General features: G+C 67.5%; 21 protein-coding genes. 16 read left to right on the forward strand and 5 right to left on the reverse strand.

Annotation, left to right across the window (positions count from 1 at the left end):
* Positions 1-83 precede the first annotated feature (83 nt).
* Genes hisB through ACZYZE_RS09905 form a run of 6 tightly spaced genes read left to right on the forward strand, consistent with a single transcriptional unit; the run spans position 84 to position 4,735 of the window.
* Positions 84-710 carry an imidazoleglycerol-phosphate dehydratase HisB gene (gene hisB / locus ACZYZE_RS09880; protein ID WP_459318714.1) on the forward strand — a complete coding sequence of 209 codons (627 nt, stop codon included), beginning with the start codon at positions 84-86 and terminating at the stop codon, positions 708-710.
* On the forward strand, positions 707-1,486 hold the full coding sequence (gene hisH, locus ACZYZE_RS09885) for an imidazole glycerol phosphate synthase subunit HisH (RefSeq protein ID WP_463907490.1): 780 nt from the start codon (positions 707-709) through the stop codon (positions 1,484-1,486). The genes hisB and hisH overlap by 4 nt, the downstream gene beginning before the upstream one ends.
* Positions 1,487-1,645: a CG2302 family histidine operon protein gene (locus ACZYZE_RS09890; RefSeq protein WP_459318716.1), complete on the forward strand. Its 159-nt coding sequence runs from the start codon at positions 1,487-1,489 to the stop codon at positions 1,643-1,645.
* Positions 1,646-1,699: 54 nt separating this feature from the next.
* Complete coding sequence (priA, locus tag ACZYZE_RS09895; RefSeq protein ID WP_463907491.1) at positions 1,700-2,446, forward strand: bifunctional 1-(5-phosphoribosyl)-5-((5-phosphoribosylamino)methylideneamino)imidazole-4-carboxamide isomerase/phosphoribosylanthranilate isomerase PriA; 747 nt, start codon at positions 1,700-1,702, stop codon at positions 2,444-2,446.
* Positions 2,447-2,458: 12 nt separating this feature from the next.
* A complete protein-coding gene (locus ACZYZE_RS09900; protein WP_463907492.1) occupies positions 2,459-3,361 on the forward strand; it encodes an SseB family protein in 903 nt (300 codons plus the stop codon).
* A gap of 60 nt (positions 3,362-3,421) precedes the next feature.
* Positions 3,422-4,735 carry an MFS transporter gene (locus ACZYZE_RS09905; protein WP_463907493.1) on the forward strand — a complete coding sequence of 438 codons (1,314 nt, stop codon included), beginning with the start codon at positions 3,422-3,424 and terminating at the stop codon, positions 4,733-4,735.
* Positions 4,736-4,926: 191 nt separating this feature from the next.
* Here ACZYZE_RS09905 and ACZYZE_RS09910 read toward each other — a convergent pair whose 3' ends face one another.
* Entirely contained in the window at positions 4,927-5,313 is a 387-nt protein-coding gene (locus ACZYZE_RS09910; RefSeq protein ID WP_463907494.1) for a DUF1844 domain-containing protein, read from the reverse strand.
* 352 nt (positions 5,314-5,665) lie between these two features.
* Here ACZYZE_RS09910 and infC point away from each other — a divergent pair, with 352 nt between their 5' ends.
* The 4 genes from infC (at position 5,666) to ACZYZE_RS09930 (ending at position 8,795) form a co-directional block, all read left to right on the forward strand.
* Complete coding sequence (infC, locus tag ACZYZE_RS09915) at positions 5,666-6,916, forward strand: translation initiation factor IF-3 (protein ID WP_463907515.1); 1,251 nt, start codon at positions 5,666-5,668, stop codon at positions 6,914-6,916.
* A 115-nt stretch (positions 6,917-7,031) separates the two neighbouring features.
* Positions 7,032-7,226 carry a 50S ribosomal protein L35 gene (gene rpmI / locus ACZYZE_RS09920; RefSeq protein WP_009358635.1) on the forward strand — a complete coding sequence of 65 codons (195 nt, stop codon included), beginning with the start codon at positions 7,032-7,034 and terminating at the stop codon, positions 7,224-7,226.
* Positions 7,227-7,344: 118 nt separating this feature from the next.
* A complete protein-coding gene (gene rplT / locus ACZYZE_RS09925) occupies positions 7,345-7,821 on the forward strand; it encodes a 50S ribosomal protein L20 (protein ID WP_459318721.1) in 477 nt (158 codons plus the stop codon).
* Positions 7,822-7,886: 65 nt separating this feature from the next.
* A complete protein-coding gene (locus ACZYZE_RS09930) occupies positions 7,887-8,795 on the forward strand; it encodes a TrmH family RNA methyltransferase (RefSeq protein WP_463907495.1) in 909 nt (302 codons plus the stop codon).
* A gap of 118 nt (positions 8,796-8,913) precedes the next feature.
* Here ACZYZE_RS09930 and ACZYZE_RS09935 read toward each other — a convergent pair whose 3' ends face one another.
* Positions 8,914-9,183 carry a GlsB/YeaQ/YmgE family stress response membrane protein gene (locus tag ACZYZE_RS09935; protein ID WP_459318723.1) on the reverse strand — a complete coding sequence of 90 codons (270 nt, stop codon included), beginning with the start codon at positions 9,181-9,183 and terminating at the stop codon, positions 8,914-8,916.
* A gap of 252 nt (positions 9,184-9,435) precedes the next feature.
* Between ACZYZE_RS09935 and ACZYZE_RS09940 the strand changes: the two genes are divergently transcribed.
* A complete protein-coding gene (locus ACZYZE_RS09940; RefSeq protein WP_459318724.1) occupies positions 9,436-10,356 on the forward strand; it encodes a cation diffusion facilitator family transporter in 921 nt (306 codons plus the stop codon).
* A 75-nt stretch (positions 10,357-10,431) separates the two neighbouring features.
* Here ACZYZE_RS09940 and ACZYZE_RS09945 read toward each other — a convergent pair whose 3' ends face one another.
* Positions 10,432-11,640, reverse strand: a complete 1,209-nt coding sequence (locus ACZYZE_RS09945) for an MFS transporter (protein WP_463907496.1) — start codon at positions 11,638-11,640, stop codon at positions 10,432-10,434.
* Positions 11,641-11,810: 170 nt separating this feature from the next.
* On the opposite strand from ACZYZE_RS09945, the gene ACZYZE_RS09950 reads away from it, so the two are divergent.
* The 4 genes from ACZYZE_RS09950 to ACZYZE_RS09965 all read left to right on the forward strand — a co-directional run bounded on the left by ACZYZE_RS09950 (position 11,811) and on the right by ACZYZE_RS09965 (position 15,248).
* Positions 11,811-12,266, forward strand: coding sequence for a (deoxy)nucleoside triphosphate pyrophosphohydrolase (locus tag ACZYZE_RS09950; RefSeq protein WP_463907497.1), 456 nt, complete (start codon positions 11,811-11,813; stop codon positions 12,264-12,266).
* 102 nt (positions 12,267-12,368) lie between these two features.
* Positions 12,369-13,526, forward strand: coding sequence for a Re/Si-specific NAD(P)(+) transhydrogenase subunit alpha (locus ACZYZE_RS09955; RefSeq protein WP_463907498.1), 1,158 nt, complete (start codon positions 12,369-12,371; stop codon positions 13,524-13,526).
* A gap of 16 nt (positions 13,527-13,542) precedes the next feature.
* Positions 13,543-13,878 carry an NAD(P) transhydrogenase subunit alpha part 2 gene (locus tag ACZYZE_RS09960; protein ID WP_459318744.1) on the forward strand — a complete coding sequence of 112 codons (336 nt, stop codon included), beginning with the start codon at positions 13,543-13,545 and terminating at the stop codon, positions 13,876-13,878.
* Positions 13,875-15,248 carry an NAD(P)(+) transhydrogenase (Re/Si-specific) subunit beta gene (locus tag ACZYZE_RS09965; RefSeq protein ID WP_463907499.1) on the forward strand — a complete coding sequence of 458 codons (1,374 nt, stop codon included), beginning with the start codon at positions 13,875-13,877 and terminating at the stop codon, positions 15,246-15,248. Before ACZYZE_RS09960 ends, ACZYZE_RS09965 begins: the two co-directional genes overlap by 4 nt.
* A gap of 13 nt (positions 15,249-15,261) precedes the next feature.
* Here ACZYZE_RS09965 and ACZYZE_RS09970 read toward each other — a convergent pair whose 3' ends face one another.
* Positions 15,262-16,431 (reverse strand): Rv2578c family radical SAM protein, encoded by a 1,170-nt coding sequence (locus tag ACZYZE_RS09970; RefSeq protein WP_463907500.1) that lies wholly within the window; start codon positions 16,429-16,431, stop codon positions 15,262-15,264.
* Between the two features lie 77 nt (positions 16,432-16,508).
* On the opposite strand from ACZYZE_RS09970, the gene pcp reads away from it, so the two are divergent.
* Entirely contained in the window at positions 16,509-17,150 is a 642-nt protein-coding gene (gene pcp, locus ACZYZE_RS09975; RefSeq protein ID WP_463907501.1) for a pyroglutamyl-peptidase I, read from the forward strand.
* Positions 17,151-17,184: 34 nt separating this feature from the next.
* On the opposite strand, the gene ACZYZE_RS09980 is transcribed toward pcp, so the two are convergent.
* Positions 17,185-17,823 carry an SIMPL domain-containing protein gene (locus ACZYZE_RS09980; RefSeq protein WP_463907502.1) on the reverse strand — a complete coding sequence of 213 codons (639 nt, stop codon included), beginning with the start codon at positions 17,821-17,823 and terminating at the stop codon, positions 17,185-17,187.
* Between the last annotated feature and the right edge of the window lies 1 nt (position 17,824).

Here is a 17,824-nt window from a genome sequence, read left to right on the forward strand (position 1 = left end):
TAAGAGCGGAGCCAGCAAGCCCCGCCCGCAAGCCCGGAGCCTAAAAGCCCCACACCACGCCTTCAGCCAAAGGACACCTCCACATGAGCAACACCGGATCAACCGCTGCCCAGGGCCGTACCGCACGTATGGAACGGACCACCAGCGAGTCATCCGTCCTGGTCGAGATCAATCTGGACGGCACCGGCGTCTCGGACATCAGCACCTCGGTCCCGTTCTACGACCACATGCTGACGGCGCTGAGCAAGCACTCGCTGATCGACATGACGGTCAAGGCGACAGGGGACACACACATCGACGTGCACCACACGGTGGAAGATGTTGCCATCACCTTCGGCGAGGTCCTTCGCACCGCACTTGGCAACAAGGCCGGCATCCGGCGCTTCGGCGAAGCCACGGTTCCCCTGGATGAAGCCCTCGCGCAGGCCGTCGTCGACGTCTCCGGACGCCCGTACCTCGTGCACGCCGGAGAGCCCGCGGGCCAGGAGTACCACCTGATCGGCGGTCACTTCACAGGCTCCCTGACCCGCCACGTTTTCGAGGCGATCACCCTGCACGCCGGCATCTGCCTGCACATGAACGTGACCGCAGGCCGGGACCCGCACCACATTGTCGAGGCCCAGTTCAAGGCCTTCGCCCGCGCCCTGCGCGCGGCCGTGGAGCCCGATCCCCGCGTCGAGGGCATTCCCTCCACCAAGGGTGCGCTGTGACAGGCAAGGTGGTGCAGGACGGTGCCATCATCAATCCAGACGCCGGCAGGAAGCCTGCCTCGCCCGAGGGCAAGCCCACGGTGACGGTGCTGGACTACGGCTCCGGCAATATCCGCTCGGCTGTCCGCGCGCTTGAGCGCGCCGGTGCCGAGGTCATACTCAGCGCCAAGCCGGACGACGTGCTCAACGCCGACGGCCTCGTCGTCCCGGGCGTCGGCGCCTTTGAAACGGTCATGCGCGAGCTCAAAGCCGTTGACGCCATCCGCATGATCGGACGCCGCGTTGCCGGCGGCCGGCCGGTGCTGGCCATCTGCGTGGGCCTTCAGGTCCTGTTCGAGGCCGGCGTGGAACACGGCACCGAGGCCCCGGGCATGGGGGAATGGCCTGGCAAAGTCGAGCTGCTGCCTGCCGAGGTCGTTCCGCACATGGGCTGGAACACCGTGTCCGTGCCGGCCGGCTCCAAACTCTTCGCCGGCGTCGAGAACGAGCGCTTCTACTTCGTGCACTCCTACGGTGTGCAGCACTGGGACTTCGACGTGATCCAGCCCCGCATGACGGCGCCGCTGGTCACCTGGTCCGAGCACGGCGCCCCGTTCATCGCGGCCGTGGAAAACGGCCCGCTCTGCGCCACCCAGTTCCACCCGGAGAAGTCCGGCGACGCCGGGGCGCGCCTTTTGCGCAACTGGGTCGAGGGTCTGCGCAAGGGCTCCAGGACGGCCGCCGCCCCGGCCGCCGCCCCGGCCGCGGAAGCCACCGCTCCGGAAACGACCGCCTAGATGTGGTCCATCGTGCTCATGGGCCTGGCCGGCCTGCTGGTGGGCGGGGCGCTGTCCTTCCGGCAGCAGAAGAGCCCTCGCTGGGTCCAGATGGTGTTCTATGTGCTGGCCGGGATGTCGTTGCTGGCCGCCTATCTCCTGACCCTGCCCGCCCGCTAAGCCGCGCGCAGCAACCCGACCACTGCCATCCCCTGAGAAACTGAGGATCCCACGATGACCACCGACACCCCGCTGCCCGTGCTTGAACTCCTGCCCGCCGTCGACGTCGTCAACGGCCAGGCCGTCCGACTCGTCCAGGGCGAGGCCGGCAGCGAAACGAGCTACGGCACACCGCTGGAAGCTGCGCTCAACTGGCAGCAGCAAGGCGCCGAGTGGGTCCATCTGGTCGACCTTGACGCCGCGTTCGGCCGGGGTTCCAACGCGGAACTGCTCCGCGAAGTCGTGGGTCGGCTGGACATCAAGGTGGAGCTCTCCGGCGGCCTGCGCGACGACGAATCCCTGGAGAACGCCCTCGACCTCGGCGTCGCCCGGGTGAACCTGGGAACTGCGGCGCTGGAAAACCCGGAGTGGACTGCCCGGGTGATCGAGCGCTTCGGCGACAAGATCGCCGTCGGACTGGACGTCCGCGGCACCACCCTCGCCGGCCGCGGCTGGACCAGGGAAGGCGGAGACCTCTGGGAGGTCCTCGGCCGCCTCGAAGAGGCCGGCTGCGCGCGCTACGTCGTCACGGATGTGACGAAGGACGGCACCCTCCAGGGCCCCAACGTGGAACTGCTGCGCCAGATGGTGGAGAAGACCGGCAAGCCCGTGGTCGCCTCCGGCGGCATCTCCAGCCTCGAAGACCTCAAGGTCCTGCGCTCCCTCGTGCCGCTGGGCGTCGAGGGTGCGATCGTCGGCAAGGCCCTCTACCACGGTAACTTCACGCTGCCCGAGGCCCTTGACGTCGCCGGCCGCCGCTAGCCGGTCCGCAGTATGAAGCACCAGCCGGAAGGCGAGAGCGTAACCACTTCCCGGCAGTTGCCGGGCCATATTTCCGCTGCCCTGGCCGGCGCCGGGCAGGCCACGGACTCCGCCGGCAGGCCCTGGGCAGGCCGCAGCCTGGCCGGCGAGGATGCCAGAATCCACAACTTCGAGGACGACGACGGCACGGCCGACGCCGGCTACGTGGCCGCCATTGCTGCCCTCGCGGCGGGGGAAGGTGACGAAGCCGGCGTGGTCGCGTCGCTGTCCACCGCCCGGGTCTTCGTGCCGATCCTGGCCCAGCTCGCCGCGGAAGGCGACGGCGCGGCGGGATTTCACGGGGCCGTTTTGCGCGGCGACAAGCAAGCCGACATGGCCTTGGTGACGCTGAAGGCGCCCGACGGCCGGACCGCGATGCCCCTCTTCACCTCTGCGGCCGCTCTTGTAGCCTGGCATCCCGAGGCACGGCCCGTTGCCGTGTATGCGGCCCGCGCCGCGCTTTCCGCCGTCGCGGAAGGGGCCGAACTGCTCGTGCTCGATCCCGGCTCTGACATCACGTTCGTGGTGCGCCGGCCAGCAGTCTGGGCCTTGGCGCAGCAGCGGCCGTGGACACCGTCGTACGCTGATCCCGAGCTGGCGCAGTCCCTCGGATTGGCGGCGGTTGGCTTTCCGGAGGTCCGGCGTGTTGAAATTCATCCAGGCGGTGGAGTTGCCTCGGCTGCGGCCGACGGGCGCCAGCTTCCCGGCGGTGGTTCCGGCCCGGAAGTCCGAGTCGTCCTGTATCTGGAAGACGGCCTCGACGCCGCCGGTGTGCAGTTCATCGTGGCCGGCCTCAACACCGCGTGGGGACGGAATGAAATGTTTGCCGAGCGGGTTGACTCGATCGAAGTCAAGTTGCAGCGCGCAGCACCGTAGCTGACGGCCAGCGGGAGACCTCCCGGTGCTGCCGAGAGCAGTACCAGAAGGATGTAGTCCGTGAACTTCGCGCTTTACCGGGAACTCCTGGCCGTACGGCCGATCAGGCGGCTCCTGCTGGTCGGGATGATCGCCCGCATACCCCACTCGGCAGCGGGCGTGCTGCTGACCCTGCACATCGTCCTGACCCTGGGCCAGGGCTATGCCGCCGCGGGAGCCGCAGCCGCCGTCATGACTATCGGCATTGCGGTCGGGGCGCCCTGGCGCGGCCGGCGGGTCGACACCGTGGGCCTGCGCAGGGCCTTGATCCCGTCGGTCATTTCCGAGGCGGTCATCTGGTCGATCGTTCCGCACGTGTCTTACGAGCTGCTGCTGCCCCTGGTCTTCGTCGGTGGCCTGCTCACGCTGCCGATCTTCAGCGTGGTCCGCCAGTCCCTGGGTGTCCTCGCCACGGGGGAGCAGCGGCGCACGGCCTTCGCCCTCGACGCGATCTCCACCGAACTGGTCTTTATGATTGGGCCTGCCGCCGGCGCCCTCGTCGCTACCGCCGGATACTCGGTCCTGGGGCTCACGATCATCGGCCTGGCCACCTCCGTGTCCGGACTCTTCCTCATGTGGTTCAATCCGCCGACCCGCACCGCGGTTCCCGATGCCGGATTCGAGGCGGACCAGCTGGTTTGTGCGGAAGCCGCCGTCGTCGCCGCCGCACCGGCGCACCTGCAAGAAGCCGCCGCAGAGCTGGCGCCGCTGGCCGCCGCCGGGGGAAGACGGCAAAGCCGGTCCGGGCTGCGGCACAAGGTCATCCACAATTTCGCCTGGTTCACCGCCGCCGTGGGCGCCGTTTTCGCCGTCGCGGCCGGGGCAGGGATGGTGCTCAGCGGTACCGACGTGGGGATCGTTGCGGCTCTCGAGACCGGCGGACACCAGGCAGAGATCGGTCTGGTGTTCCTCTTCTGGTGCGCGGCCTCAGTGGTGGGCGGGATCATCTACGGCGCCCTGCACCGGCCGATCTCGCCGATCCTGCTGCTTCTCGGCATGTCCGCCCTGACCATCCCCATGGCGTTTGCGCAGGACACCTGGACGCTGAGCCTTCTCTCGCTCCTGCCGGGGCTGCTGTGTGCCCCGGTCCTCTCGGCAGCTTCGGAGAAGGTGGCCGCGCTCGTCGACGAGCACCGCCGCGGCGAGGCGATGGGCTGGTACGGATCGGCGCTCACCGGCGGCGTGGCCCTCGGCGCGCCGCTGGCCGGACTCTTCATCGACAGCGTGGGTCCCGGGGCCGGTTTCGTCGCGGTGGGGGTGGCCGGCGTTGCGCTGTGCCTCGTGGGACTCGTGCTGCAGCACCGCCGCCGCCGGCGCCTGGCCTCCGCTGCCTAAGCAGCGGCGCCGGCGCAACGGGCGGCAGCCAAGAGGGCGTCAACCCGCCCGCGCTTGCGACGGCGGCGCTAACAACGCAGGCCCTGACGACGGCGGCGTTCACAACGCCGGCCTTAACGACGGCGGCGGCCGGACCCGGGGGTCCGGCCGCCGCCGCGTACTGACTGGTGCCTGCCTGCCTTGCTGCCTGCCTAGTTGACCGGGCCGGTGTACTTCTCGCCCGGGCCCTTGCCCGGGGCATCCGGAATGATTGATTCCTCGCGGAAGGCCAGCTGCAGCGACCGCAGCCCGTCGCGCAAGGGGCCCGCATGCTGCGAACCGATCTCTGGCGCGGCCGCGGTGACCAGGCCGGCGAGGGCCGTGATCAGTTTCCGGGCTTCGTCCAGGTCCTTGAGCTCTTCGGCGTTCTCCTCGGCGGCGAGGCCGAGCTTCACTGCGGCGGCACTCATGAGGTGCACGGCGGCGGTGGTGATGACCTCGATCGCGGGGACCTCGGAGATGTCGCGGATCTGTTGTGAGACATCGCCCTGGACACCGGCGGGCTCGTAAACGTGTGAATTACTATCTGCTGTGCTCATGCTGGTAAGCTTGTCACAGACCGACTGGATGTCGTTATTTTCACGGCTTTGGGTAGCACTGTTTTGAGTGACACTGCCGTGAATGACTACAGGAGGAAACCCCACCGCGCCAAACATGATCAGTCATGGATGTGCGCCGGATGGGATTCTTTCTGTAGAATCGTTTTTCAGTTTGCAAGCGGAGTTCTCTCCCACCCGCGTCAGCCGCTCTCCTTCGGGAGGCTTCGCAAGAAGCAAGGTTGCCGGGTACCTGGTCGGGCATTTACCCGGGCGTCAGCCTGGCGGAAATGTATGCCGCCTCCGAAAGGAGGAAGGCAGTTCCGATCCTCGAGGCCTTCGATTGCTCCGGCAATTGGAGGCCTTCTCTTTTTGCCGGTGGAATACCCCTCACAAACACAGGAGCCTTAACATTAGCGAGCCAAGAATCAATGAGCGTATCCGCGTCCCCGAGGTGCGGCTGGTCGGCCCTGCAGGCGAACAAGTAGGAGTTGTCCGTATTGAGGATGCCCTGCGTTTGGCTGCCGAAGCGGATCTTGATCTCGTTGAAGTTGCACCTCAGGCTAAGCCTCCGGTGTGCAAGCTGATGGACTTCGGCAAGTACAAGTACGAAGCTGCGGTCAAGGCACGCGAGGCCCGGAAGAACCAGACCAACACGGTTCTGAAGGAAATCCGTTTCCGCCTGAAGATCGACACCCATGACTACGAGACGAAGCGCGGACACGCGCTCCGCTTCCTCGGTGCCGGTGACAAGGTTAAGGCCATGATCCAGTTCCGCGGCCGTGAGCAGCAGCGCCCCGAGATGGGCATCCGCCTGCTCCAGCGCTTTGCCGACGACGTCTCCGAAGTTGGCGTTGTGGAGTCCAGCCCGCGGATCGATGGCCGCAACATGGTCATGGTGGTGGGCCCCCTGAAGAACAAGGCCGAGGCCAAGGCGGAGGCCCGACGCGCATCGCAGCGCGCCGACGCCAAGGCCGAGAACGAAGCCAAGGCATCGGGCCGCGTCGACGTCTCCGGTGGCAGCGCTCCGTTGACGCAGTCGCTGGCCGAGCTCCTTCCCGAAGGATACGTCGTCAAGTCAGAGGCACCCGAGGCTGAGGCACCTCAGGCAGCGGTCACCGAGACGGAGACTCCGGCAACGGAAGCCCCCGCAGCGGAAGCAGCTCCCGCCGTCGTCGAGGCCCCGGCCGAAGCGGCCGCACCTGAGGAAACTACCGTCAAGGTAGCCGTAGCTCCGGAGGCCACCGCCGCCGAGGCGAAGGTGGAGGAAGTTCCGGCAGAAAAGGCTCCCGTCCAGGAAGCCGCCAAGCAGGAGGCCCCCAAGGCCGCCAAGGCTGCTCCGAAGCGCGAAGCTCCGAAGGCCGCCGCCAAGCCGCCCGTAGCCAAGGCTCCCGCCGCGGCCCCCAAGGCCGCACCGGCCAAGGTTCCCGCCGCGGCCAAGGCCGTACCGGCCAAGGCCGCCGAGGTTGCCAAGGCCCCCGAGACTGAAAAGGCAGCTCCGGCAGCAGCACCGAAGCCGGTACCGCGTCCTGCGGCACCGAAGCCTGCGGCACGGCCGGCTGCTCCCAAAGCCGCCGTTCGGCCGGGAACCAAGAAGACCAACTAGTTCACGGCTGCCGGACAGCAATGTCCGGCAGCAAGCAACCAGCACGCCGCCCGAAGGGGTGGCTGCACGAAAGACTGCAGACCTTGTCTGCGGATACGTAAGGAGATCGGTTCCCATGCCGAAGATGAAGACCCACAGTGGTGCCAAGAAGCGCTTCAAGCTGACCGGTAGCGGCAAGCTGCGCCGCCAGCAGGCCAACCGCCGCCACTACCTCGAGCACAAGTCCTCCAGGCTGACCCGCCGCCTTGCCGGCGACAAGATCGTCTTCAAGGGCGACGCCAAGGTCATCCGGAAGATGCTCGGCATCTAAGTTCCAAGTTCTCTGACTGGTTGCCACCTGGCAGCAGTCAACTACCAAAAAGGCTTCTCAGGCCAGCCGGTTGTTCCGGCAGTAGACGCTTGGGATCAGAATTCTAAGGAGTACGCACGTGGCACGTGTGAAGAGGGCGGTAAACGCCCACAAGAAGCGCAGGGTTATCCTCGAACGCGCAAAGGGCTACCGTGGACAGCGTTCACGCCTGTACCGCAAGGCCAAAGAGCAGCTGCTGCACTCGTTTGTGTACAGCTACGGCGACCGCAAAAAGAAGAAGGGCGACTTCCGCCGCCTGTGGATCCAGCGCATCAACGCTGCTTCCCGCGCCAACGGCCTGACCTACAACCGTCTGATCCAGGGCCTCAAGGCCGCTGAGGTCGAGGTTGACCGCCGTATGCTGGCCGAACTTGCCGTCTCCGACGCCAACGCCTTCGCCGCGCTGGTCAAGATCGCCAAAGACTCGCTGCCCGCCGACACGTCCGCTCCGGCCGTCCAGGCTGAGGCTGCACCGGCCGCCAAGAAGCCGGCCGCGAAGAAGACCCCCGCCAAGAAGTCCGCTGCCAAGCCGGCCGCTGACACGGCTGCCGAATAGTACCTGACGTAGCTCACGAACTGCGTCGTTCAAGAACCGGCTGGAAAAGCTACTAAGGTTCTTATATGAACGAAACCGGGCGCCCGCAAGATGTCTTACTCTCCAACCCTCGAGCTGATCGGGTGAGGAAGGTGGCACAACTTGCCGGGCGCCCGGCCCGTTTAAAGCGCCGCGAGTTCCTCGCGGAAGGGCCGCAGGCGGTCCGCGAAGCCCTGGTCCTGCACCAGAAGAGGATTGCCGCGGGGGAGCCCGGCATCGTCTATGAGGTCTACGCGAGCGAGTCCTGCCTGGACCGGCACCCGGACCTGGAGACACTCGCGGAGGGCACCACCGCCTACCTCGCCACGGACGAGGTACTCGCCGCGATGGCGGACACAGTCAACCCGCAGGGCATTCTCGCGGTCTGCGGCTTCCTGGACGCGGGCCTCGAGCACGTGCTCGACGCCGGACCGCGGCTGGTTGCCGTGTTGTGCGCGGTCCGGGACCCCGGAAACGCCGGCACCGTTCTGCGGGCAGCCGACGCGGCCGGTGCGGACGCCGTCATCCTGACCGCCTCCAGCGTCGACATCTACAACCCCAAAGCCGTGCGGTCGACGGCAGGATCCCTCTTTCACCTGCCCGTCGTGCTCGGCGCCGAAGTCGAGGAGATCGTGGCCCGCTGCAAGGAACGCGGAATCGGCGTCCTGGCCGCGGACGGCAACGGGGAGCTGAACATGGACAGGCTCCAGGACCAGAACGCAGCCCGCAGGCTGGGCGCACCGGCACAGGATGCCGGGTACGCGCTGGAGGACCCGACGGCGTGGCTCTTCGGCAACGAAGCCCAGGGCCTGTCCGGGGATGAGCTCGTCCTGGCCGACCACCGGGTGGCGGTGCCCGTCTACGGGGCTGCCGAAAGCCTCAACCTCGGAACCGCGGCCACGGTGTGCCTCTACGCCAGTGCCCGCGCGCAACAGGGCAGCACCGCGCCCAAGTAATCAACCGGCGAGGCCGGAACCCGGCGCAACGGCCAGCTGAACACCTGCACGAAATACGGCGGGGGTCCACCGAAAGGTGGGCCCCCGCCGTCGTGTCCGTGCAATACGGTCCGGGCGACTACGTGGTGGTCTTATTGCGTCCTGTGATGGCGCCGTAAATTCCGGCAACTGCCAGGCCGCCGACTATGGCAAGGAGCCAGGAACCGAGATTCCAGAATTCCATTTTGCCGCCGCCGAACAGCAGGTCGCCGATCCAGCCGCCGACAACAGCACCGACGACTCCGAGCACGAGGCTGGTGACCCAGCCGCCGCCGACCCTGCCGGGCATGATTGCCTTAACGATTGCACCTACTATGAGTCCGAGAATGATCCAGCCAAGAAAGCCCATGTCTCCTCCTACATATTCGTCGGCATCCAAATTGTGGATCCCGAATATGGTTTCAAGCTAACACCTGCGGCTTTAAATGTCAGCAGGATCACATGCAATCGTTACCTGCCGTGATCAGGCAGCGCCCCTGTCCGGCGTCCGGGCATTCGCGGTGCGCGCGGCCCGGTCCCACGGGTACGGTATTCCTTGTGGGCGCAGGCATCGGCCGGTGTCCGCGACCACCCCGGAACAACCCCCTAAGGAGAAGCTCTTTTGGCTGCAAATGGCGGTACCAAGGCGATTGTTGCGGCGCTAGCCGCCAACCTGACCATCGCCGTCCTGAAATTCGTCGCGTATTTCCTGACGTTCTCCTCGTCGATGCTGGCGGAAGCGATCCACTCGCTCGCCGACTCCGGCAACCAGATTCTGTTGCTGGTCGGCGGGAAGCGCGCCAAGAGGGCAGCGAGCCCGGAGCACCCCTTCGGCTACGGGCGGGAGCGCTACATCTACGCGTTCATCGTCTCGATCGTGCTGTTCAGCGTCGGCGGGCTTTTCGCGCTGTATGAAGCCTGGGGAAAGATCCAGCACCCGCACGCCATCGAGGGTGCCTTCTGGTGGGTGCCGCTCGCGGTCCTCATCGGCGCCATCGTCGCCGAATCCTTCTCATTCCGGACCGCGATCATCGAATCGAACCACGTCCGCGGCAAGCAGAGCTGGATCAAGTTTATCCGCAGCGCCAAGCAGCCCGAGCTTCCGGTCATCCTGTTGGAGGACTTCGGCGCCCTCGTGGGCCTGGTGTTCGCGCTCTTCGGCGTGAGCATGACGCTTATCACCGGGAACGGCATCTGGGATGCTCTCGGTACCGCCATGATCGGCTTCCTGCTCGTGGCAATCGCGGCGGTGCTGGCCATCGAGACCAAGTCCCTGCTGCTCGGCGAATCCGCCACGAAGGATGATGTTGTGAAGATCCGGGCGGCCATCGAGGCGGACGGAACCGGCATCATCCACCTCAAGACCCTGCATCTGGGCCCCGAGGAACTGCTGGTTGCGGCCAAGATCAGCGTCGGCCGGGCGGACACTGGACAGGACGTTGCCAGGGTGATTGACGACGCCGAGGCCCGGATCCGGGAGGCCGTCCCGATTGCGCAGGTCATCTACCTCGAACCCGATGTGCAGCGCGTCAGCGCAAGCTAAGGAATCGTTCGGCTGACAGCCCTTTCGGCTGATGTCGGCTGATCCAGGGGCCGGTGGGCCGATGCCGCTTCGCGGCTACGGCGCCAGCGGCCTCTTTCGTTCCACCAGGCCACTGACGGCGGCGACACCTAGCCCCAGGAGAGCCAGGCCTGCGCCGACAAGTGCAGGGGCCACATAGCCCCAGCCCCAGGCGATGACGAGCCCGCCGAGGAAGGCGCCCAGCGCGTTGGCGACGTTCAGGGCAGCATGGTTGAGGGAGGATGCCAGCGAGGGGGCATCGGGGGAGGCGTCCAGCAGCCTGGTCTGCAGGGCCGGAACCAGCATTGCGCCGGCGCCGCCCACCACGAACACCATCACGAGGGCGGACCAGGGCCAGTGCACGGCCACAGCGTAAACCACGAGCGCCACGGCGATGCCCGGCAGAACCCAGTAAATGGTGCCCATCACGGACTTGTCCGCAATCCGGCCGCCCACGATGTTGCCGGCCACCATGCCCAGGCCATAGAGCGCGACCACGAGGGGCAGCCAGGCCGGGGGGATGCCGGCCACCGAAGTCATGGTGTGGGCGATGTAGGTGTAAGTGGCGAAGAAACCGCCGAAGCCGACAATGCCGATCAGGATGGCCAGCCAGACCTGGAGCCGCTTGAGCGCACCGAGCTCGCGGCGGAAGCTGGCGTCGGCATGGGGCTTCTGGAACGGGACGAATTGCCAGAGCATAACGAGTGTGATGACGCCGATCAGGCCCACCAGCAGGAAGAGCAGCCGCCAGCCGTACGTCTGGCCCAGCCACGTGCCAAAGGGGACGCCGATAACATTGGCGATGGTCAAGCCGGCCATGACCATCGAAATTGCCCAGCCGCGCCGGGTCGGGGCGACGAGCGAAGCGGCGATAACTGCCGCAACGCCAAAGAACGCGCCGTGCGGGAGACCCGCCGCGAAGCGGGAGACCAGCATGGTGCCGTAGTCCGGGGCGATGAACGAGGTGAGGTTGGCGATGCTGAAGAAGAGCATGAGCCCCAGGGCCAGGAATTTCCGTGGCATTTTGGCGCCGACGGCGGCCAGGAGCGGGGCGCCGACGACGACGCCCAGCGCGTACGCCGAGATCAGGTGGCCGGCTTCCGGGGTGCTGATGTTGAGCCCCTGCTCCACTTCCTTGAGCAGGCCCATCATGGTGAATTCCGTGGTGCCGATCCCGAATCCGCCCATTGCAAGGGAGACGATGGCAAGGGCAAGATGGCGTGTGCCGGTTTTGGGCGTGGCCGGGGCTTGTGTGGTGGTTGTCATTCGTCTGCTTTTCGGTGACGTTCCCGGCCGGAGCCAGGGAAATGCGGCATGTTAAACCTGATGTGTGGGCTGGTCCGTGTAACGGGGCGGACGCACTCGGTATTCCGGGTGATCGGGAAGGCGGCCACCTCCATTCTCCCTTAGGCGGCCGCCGCCCTAGACTTGGGGGCGTGACTGGACTCATAAGCGTCGTTGGCGGCGCAGTACTGGACTCCCTGGAAAATCCGGGAAGGTTGCTTGTCGCACGGCGCACGGCACCCCCGCAATTTGCCGGCATGTGGGAGTTCCCTGGCGGCAAGGTGGAGTCCGGCGAGACGGCCGAGCAGGCGTTGCATCGCGAGTTGCTCGAAGAACTCGGCGTCAGCGTCCGGCTGGGCGCCGAACTGGAAGCGGGTTCCGCCACCGGCTGGCAGCTCAACGAGCGCGCCGCGATGCGGGTGTGGTTTGCGGAGCTGGTCGACGGCGACCCGCGGCCACTTCAGGACCACGACGAGCTGCGCTGGATCGAGCTGCGGAACCGCGGGGAAGTCCTGGGACTGCCCTGGATTCCGGCGGACCTCCCCATCGTGGAGGCGCTGCTGGATGACCTCCAGGATTCCCTCCGCCCGGCTGTCCCCGCCGGCTGATCGGCAGGGCCGCATGACCTCCGGCGGCGATTCTTCGCGCCGTGCCTCTCGCCAAAGCGTTCGGCATGTGACTACTCTGAAGCGAATCGAGAGGAGTCGCCCGTGCAGGTCGGTGTCAGGCGGGAGCAGCATACGGGGGAACGACGGGTTGCGGCCACACCGGAGACGGTGCAGCAGCTCACGGCTCTTGGCCTGAACGTCGCCGTGGAAGGCGGTGCGGGTACGGAAGCCGGGTATGCGGACGCAGCCTACGCCACGGCCGGAGCCACGATTGTCCGGGAGCTACCGCCCGAGGCCCTGGATGTCCTCCTGCACGTCCGGCCACTGGCAACCGAGACGGCCGCCAGGCTGCGGCCAGGAACGATCACCATCGGATTCGGCTCGCCGGCCTCGGAACTGCCCACCGTCCGGGCCCTCGCCGACGCCGGCGTCACCTCCTTCGCGCTGGAACTCGTGCCGCGCATATCCCGCGCCCAGTCCATGGACGCGCTCAGCTCCCAGTCCCTCGTCTCCGGCTACCGGGCCGTGCTGGAGGCGGCCCTGCGCTACCCGCGGTTCTTCCCGCTCTACATGACGGCGGCCGGAACCATTCCGCCCGCACGAGTGCTGATCCTCGGAGCCGGCGTGGCCGGGCTGCAGGCAATCGGCACCGCCAAACGCCTGGGCGCCCGGGTCTCGGCCAACGACATCCGGGCGGCCTCCGCAGATGAAGTCGCCTCGATGGGCGGCACCTTCATCCACCTGGACCTGGACAGTCGAACGGCGGACGCCGCTGCGGAGGGGGCCGGAGGCTACGCGCGCGAACTCGGCGAGGACCGGGCCACGCGGCAGCGGGCCCTGCTGGCCCCGCATGTCGCGGCGGCGGATGTCCTCATCACCACGGCAGCCATTCCCGGCCGCCGAGCACCCCTACTCGTCACGATGGACATGGTTGCCGGGATGCGGGCCGGATCCGTCGTCGTCGACCTGGCGGCCGAATCCGGCGGAAACGTCGAGGGGGTGATCGCGGGCCAGGACGTCAGGGTGCCTGTGGCCGGCGGCTTCGTGACCCTCGTGGGGCTGCGGGACGCCGCCTCCGCGATGGCCTCCGATGCGTCCCGCCTGTTCGCCAAGAACGTCGCCAACCTGCTTGCCCTGATGACCGCCGACGGCCAGGTCACCCCGGACTTCGACGACGACGTCGTCGCCGGAGCCTGCCTGACCCACGCGGGCTCGGTCCGGCACGCCGCTACCGCCGACGCCATGGAGGCAGCCAAGTGATGGAGGTACAGCAGTGATGGATCCGGTCACGATACTTACGGTGGTGGTGCTGGCGGTGTTCGTCGGCTTCGAAGTCGTCTCCAAGGTGACCAGCAAGCTTCACACTCCGCTGATGTCCGGTGCCAATGCCATCCACGGCATCATCCTCGTCGGCGCGATCATCGTGGCAGGACAAGCCAGCGAGCCGTGGTTGCTCATGATCGCCCTACTCGCCGTGGTGCTCGCAACAGCGAACCTCGTCGGCGGATTCGTCGTCACCGACCGGATGCTTGAGATGTTCGGCGGACGGAAGGGCGGACGGAAGCCGGCCCACCCCCGATCCGGACGCCCGGCAGGGGAGGACGGCACGTGAGCGTGCTCGCCCCGGAGTGGACCGCCCTGTTCTACCTGGTCGCCGCCGTCTGCTTCATCCTCGCGCTTAAGGGCCTGAGTTCGCCCCGGACCGCCCGGCGCGGCAATGCCATCGGCGCCGCCGGCGCCGTCGTGGCCGTCATCACCGTGTTCTTGTCCGCGAAGCTGGAGAATATCCCGCTGATCCTGGCCGCGATCGCCGTCGGCTCCGCCGTGGCAGTCCCGGTGGCCCGGCGCGTGCAGATGACCCAGATGCCCCAGCTCGTCGCCTTGTTCAATGGGGTAGGCGGCGGGGCTGCCGCGCTGGTCGCCGTGCTGGAGCTCGGGCACAGCGATGACCCGTGGGTGCGGCTGGCCGTGGTCTTCACCATGGCCGTCGGCGCGGTGTCCTTCGCCGGCTCCGCGGTGACGGTGGGCAAGCTGCAGGAGCTGATCAGCACCCGCCCCCTGCTCTTTCCCGGCATGCCCGTGATCATGGCTGTTGTCCTGCTGGGTGCGGTCGCCGCCGGAGTTTTCATCATCCTCACGGGTTCGGGGGCCTGGGCCATAGCGCTGCTGGTCCTGGGGCTGGCGGCCGGACTCCTGCTGGTGCTGCCCGTCGGCGGCGCCGACGTGCCCATCGTGATCTCGCTGCTCAACGCTTTCACCGGCCTCGCGGTGGCGGCCTCCGGCATCGTGCTCGGCAATGTGCTGCTGCTCGTCGCCGGCACGCTCGTGGGGGCCAGCGGCACCATACTGACCAAGGTGATGGCGTCCGCCATGGGCCGCGGGGTGGCGGGCATCATGTTCGGTGCTTTCCGGGGAGGCTCGACGGCGGGCTCGACCGTCCAGAGTGAACGGCCGGTCCGCTCGTCCTCACCCGAGGACGTCGCAGTCCAGTTGGGCTATGCGCAGCGGGTGGTGATCGTCCCCGGGTACGGGCTGGCCGTGGCTCAGGGCCAGCACACCGTCGCGGAGCTCGCCACGGCGCTGAAGGCCCGCGGCGTCGAAGTCGTTTTCGCCATCCATCCGGTGGCAGGGCGGATGCCGGGCCACATGAATGTGCTGCTCGCCGAAGCCAACGTGCCCTACGAGGCCCTGAAGGAGCTTGAGGAAGCCAATCCGGAGTTCCCGAACACCGACGTCGCCTTGGTGGTCGGCGCCAATGACGTGGTGAATCCGGCGGCGAAGTCAACGCCCGGGGCACCCATCTTTGGTATGCCGATCCTCGAGGTGGCCCAGGCCGGGCAAGTGGTGTTCCTGAAGCGCTCGATGCGCCCCGGCTTCGCGGGCATCGAGAACGAACTCCTGTACGACCCGAAGACCACGCTCCTCTTCGGCGACGCGAAAGACTCGCTCGCCAAGGTGCTGGGCGCGGTGAAGGCCCTCTAGGCCGGGGGCCTGATCAGAATAAGGTGGGCTGGGCCGCGGGGGCTGCCGGACCTCCATTCCGGCCGGAGTGGCCCGCTGTCTCGGGGAGGCTGCCGGCCGGATACTGGGCCTCTTCCTGCCGGGGATCGGGGTTATGGGGATCACCGTGGACGTTCCGGTGACTGAGGCCCTGCGAGCCGGAAAAGCCGTGCAGGGACTTGAAATAGCGGATGCGGCCGGACAGCCAGGTCCGGTAGTCCTTCGAGGCATAGGAGCCGGCACCGTACAGCCGCCGGTACTTGCCGGCGAGCTGGGGATGCTCCTTGGCGATCCACTGCATGAACCACTCCCTGGTCCCGGGCTTGAGGTAGAGGGCTCCGGCGGTGACGCCCGTAGCGCCGGCCGCCGCGAGGGAACCGAAGAGGGCATCCAGGGCATCGTCGCTGTCCGAGAGCCACGGCAGGATAGGCATGGCCATCACGCCGCATGGCAGCCCCGCCTCCCGCAGCCGGGAAATGAGTTTCAGGCGTGCCCGCGGGCCGGGCGTCCCGGGCTCCACGGCCTCCGAAAGGCGCTCGTCCGTCATCGCCAGCGAAATGCCCACCCCAACGGGGACCTGGGCGGCGGCGTGCTTCAGCAGCGGGATGTCCCGGGCAAGCAGGGTGCCCTTGGTCAGGATGGACAGGGGAGTGCCCGAGTCGGCCAGGGCGCCGATGATGCCCGGCATGAGCCGGTAGCGGCCCTCGGCGCGCTGGTACGGATCCGTGTTGGTGCCCAGGGCCACGTGCTGGCACGCCCAAGATGGTTTAGCCAGCTCCTTGCGCAGGACCTCGGCCGCGTTGATCTTGACCACCACCTGGCTGTCAAAGTCCAGGCCGGCGTCGAAGTCCAGATAGGTGTGGCTCTTCCGGGCGAAACAGTAGACGCAGGCGTGGCTGCAGCCGCGGTAAGGATTGATCGTCCATTCGAACGGCATCTGCGAACCGGCGGCCACCTTGTTGAGCACCGATTTGGCGGTGACCTCATGGAAAGTGACCCCGGCAAACTCAGGGGTCGTAACGGATCGCACCAGCCCGAGCAGCGGCAGCAAGGCATCGACGGCTGGGGCGGCCGGCGGCCCAGCGCCCCCGCTGTTGGCTGCCGGTGCCGTCCCGCCAGCCGCTGTGTTGACAGCTGGCGTGAGTGCCTGTGCGTCCCATCTCATGACTATATTCGAAGGTATGTTCTAGTTTAAGTCAAGCATCCGGTCCGGCCTTTCGGCCACGTTGCTAGGCTGGGGCGATGATTCTCCTGACAGGATTCGAGCCGTTCGGCGGCGAAAGCACCAACCCGTCCTGGACGGCGGCGCGGGAAGCCGGGGTGCTGCTGCGGGCCGAGGGGCACGACGTGCGGACGGTGGAGCTGCCCTGCGTCTTCGGGGACTCGATCCGTGCGCTGGAGGAAGCGCTGGGACATTACAGCCCGCAACTGGTGATTTGCGCCGGCCAGGCCGGCGGCAGGTCCCGCATCTCGCTTGAACGGATTGCCATCAACTGCGACGACGCACGGATTCCTGATAACGCGGGCAATGCCCCGGTGGATGAGCCCGTGGTCCCCGGCGGACCGGCTGCGTATTTCAGCTCGCTGCCGGTGAAGGCTGCCCTGGCGGCGCTGGGGGCCGAGCAGATCCCCGCCGAGGTATCCCAGACGGCAGGGACCTACGTCTGCAATCACCTCTTCTACGGGCTCATGCACGCACTGCGGCTGCGCCCCGGAACACGCGGAGGGTTCGTCCACGTCCCGTATGCGGTCGAACAGGTCCCGCCGGGGGGCCTCACGGCGTCCCTGCCCGTGGGGCTCATGGCGGCGGCGCTCGCCGTGGTCGTCCGCACCACGCTGGCCACCACGTCGGATCATAAGCTGGCCGCGGGCGCCACGCACTAGCTACGCCGCGCGCCGGCGGCCGCGAATCAGGACGTCAGTCGAGCAGTTCCCAGACGACGCCGACTGCTGCGCTGACGCTGGATCCGCCGGCCTCCACGGTGAGGGACTCCACAGCGGCGGCGCGCTGCATCCTGGCAACCGGGACGGGGGCCTGCGCTCCAGTCTGCTGGGCCGCCGTGACCACCTTGCCCAGCGAGGCGCCGGCAAGGGAAGCGAAGTGCCGGGCCGTGGCGAGGGCATCGGCCCAGGCGGCCTCGCGGGCGCCGGCCGTGACGGCGGCAGGGTCCGCGAAGCCCAGCTCCAGTCCGTTGAGCCGGACGTCGTCGCCGCCGGCCGCGACGGCCGCGGCGATGATGTCCGAGGAGGCCGCCAGTTCACGGATCCGGACACTCAGCACGCTGGACGCCAGGTAGCCTGAGACGACCTGCCCCCGGCCCTCCTGCCAGTTCACTTCGGCGCGGACATTGAGTCCCGACGTCGTGATGTCGCTGCTATCGACGCCGCGTTGCCGAAGCGCCGCGGTGATTGCCGCCGAGACACGGCCTGCCTCGCCGTACGCCGTGCCGACGTCCTCCCGGCGGCACTCGACGCCGATCGAGAGGGTCAGCAGGTCCGGCGCGGCTTCCGCGCTGCCTGATCCGGTGACGGAGATGGTCCTGGGGGTGTCGCTCATG

Source organism: Pseudarthrobacter woesei (assembly GCF_055412745.1).

Excerpts from the sequence above, each read along its gene's own strand:
- ACZYZE_RS09980 (WP_463907502.1), bottom strand. The coding sequence starts at position 17,823 with ATGAGCGACACCCCCAGGACCATCTCCGTCACCGGATCAGGCAGCGCG.
- rpmI (WP_009358635.1), top strand. The coding sequence starts at position 7,032 with ATGCCGAAGATGAAGACCCACAGTGGTGCCAAGAAGCGCTTCAAGCTG.
- ACZYZE_RS09890 (WP_459318716.1), top strand. The coding sequence starts at position 1,487 with ATGTGGTCCATCGTGCTCATGGGCCTGGCCGGCCTGCTGGTGGGCGGG.
- ACZYZE_RS09910 (WP_463907494.1), bottom strand. The coding sequence starts at position 5,313 with ATGAGCACAGCAGATAGTAATTCACACGTTTACGAGCCCGCCGGTGTC.
- pcp (WP_463907501.1), top strand. The coding sequence starts at position 16,509 with ATGATTCTCCTGACAGGATTCGAGCCGTTCGGCGGCGAAAGCACCAAC.
- ACZYZE_RS09960 (WP_459318744.1), top strand. The coding sequence starts at position 13,543 with ATGGATCCGGTCACGATACTTACGGTGGTGGTGCTGGCGGTGTTCGTC.
- ACZYZE_RS09935 (WP_459318723.1), bottom strand. The coding sequence starts at position 9,183 with ATGGGCTTTCTTGGCTGGATCATTCTCGGACTCATAGTAGGTGCAATC.
- ACZYZE_RS09945 (WP_463907496.1), bottom strand. The coding sequence starts at position 11,640 with ATGACAACCACCACACAAGCCCCGGCCACGCCCAAAACCGGCACACGC.
- ACZYZE_RS09900 (WP_463907492.1), top strand. The coding sequence starts at position 2,459 with ATGAAGCACCAGCCGGAAGGCGAGAGCGTAACCACTTCCCGGCAGTTG.
- ACZYZE_RS09930 (WP_463907495.1), top strand. The coding sequence starts at position 7,887 with ATGAACGAAACCGGGCGCCCGCAAGATGTCTTACTCTCCAACCCTCGA.
- priA (WP_463907491.1), top strand. The coding sequence starts at position 1,700 with ATGACCACCGACACCCCGCTGCCCGTGCTTGAACTCCTGCCCGCCGTC.
- ACZYZE_RS09970 (WP_463907500.1), bottom strand. The coding sequence starts at position 16,431 with ATGAGATGGGACGCACAGGCACTCACGCCAGCTGTCAACACAGCGGCT.
- hisB (WP_459318714.1), top strand. The coding sequence starts at position 84 with ATGAGCAACACCGGATCAACCGCTGCCCAGGGCCGTACCGCACGTATG.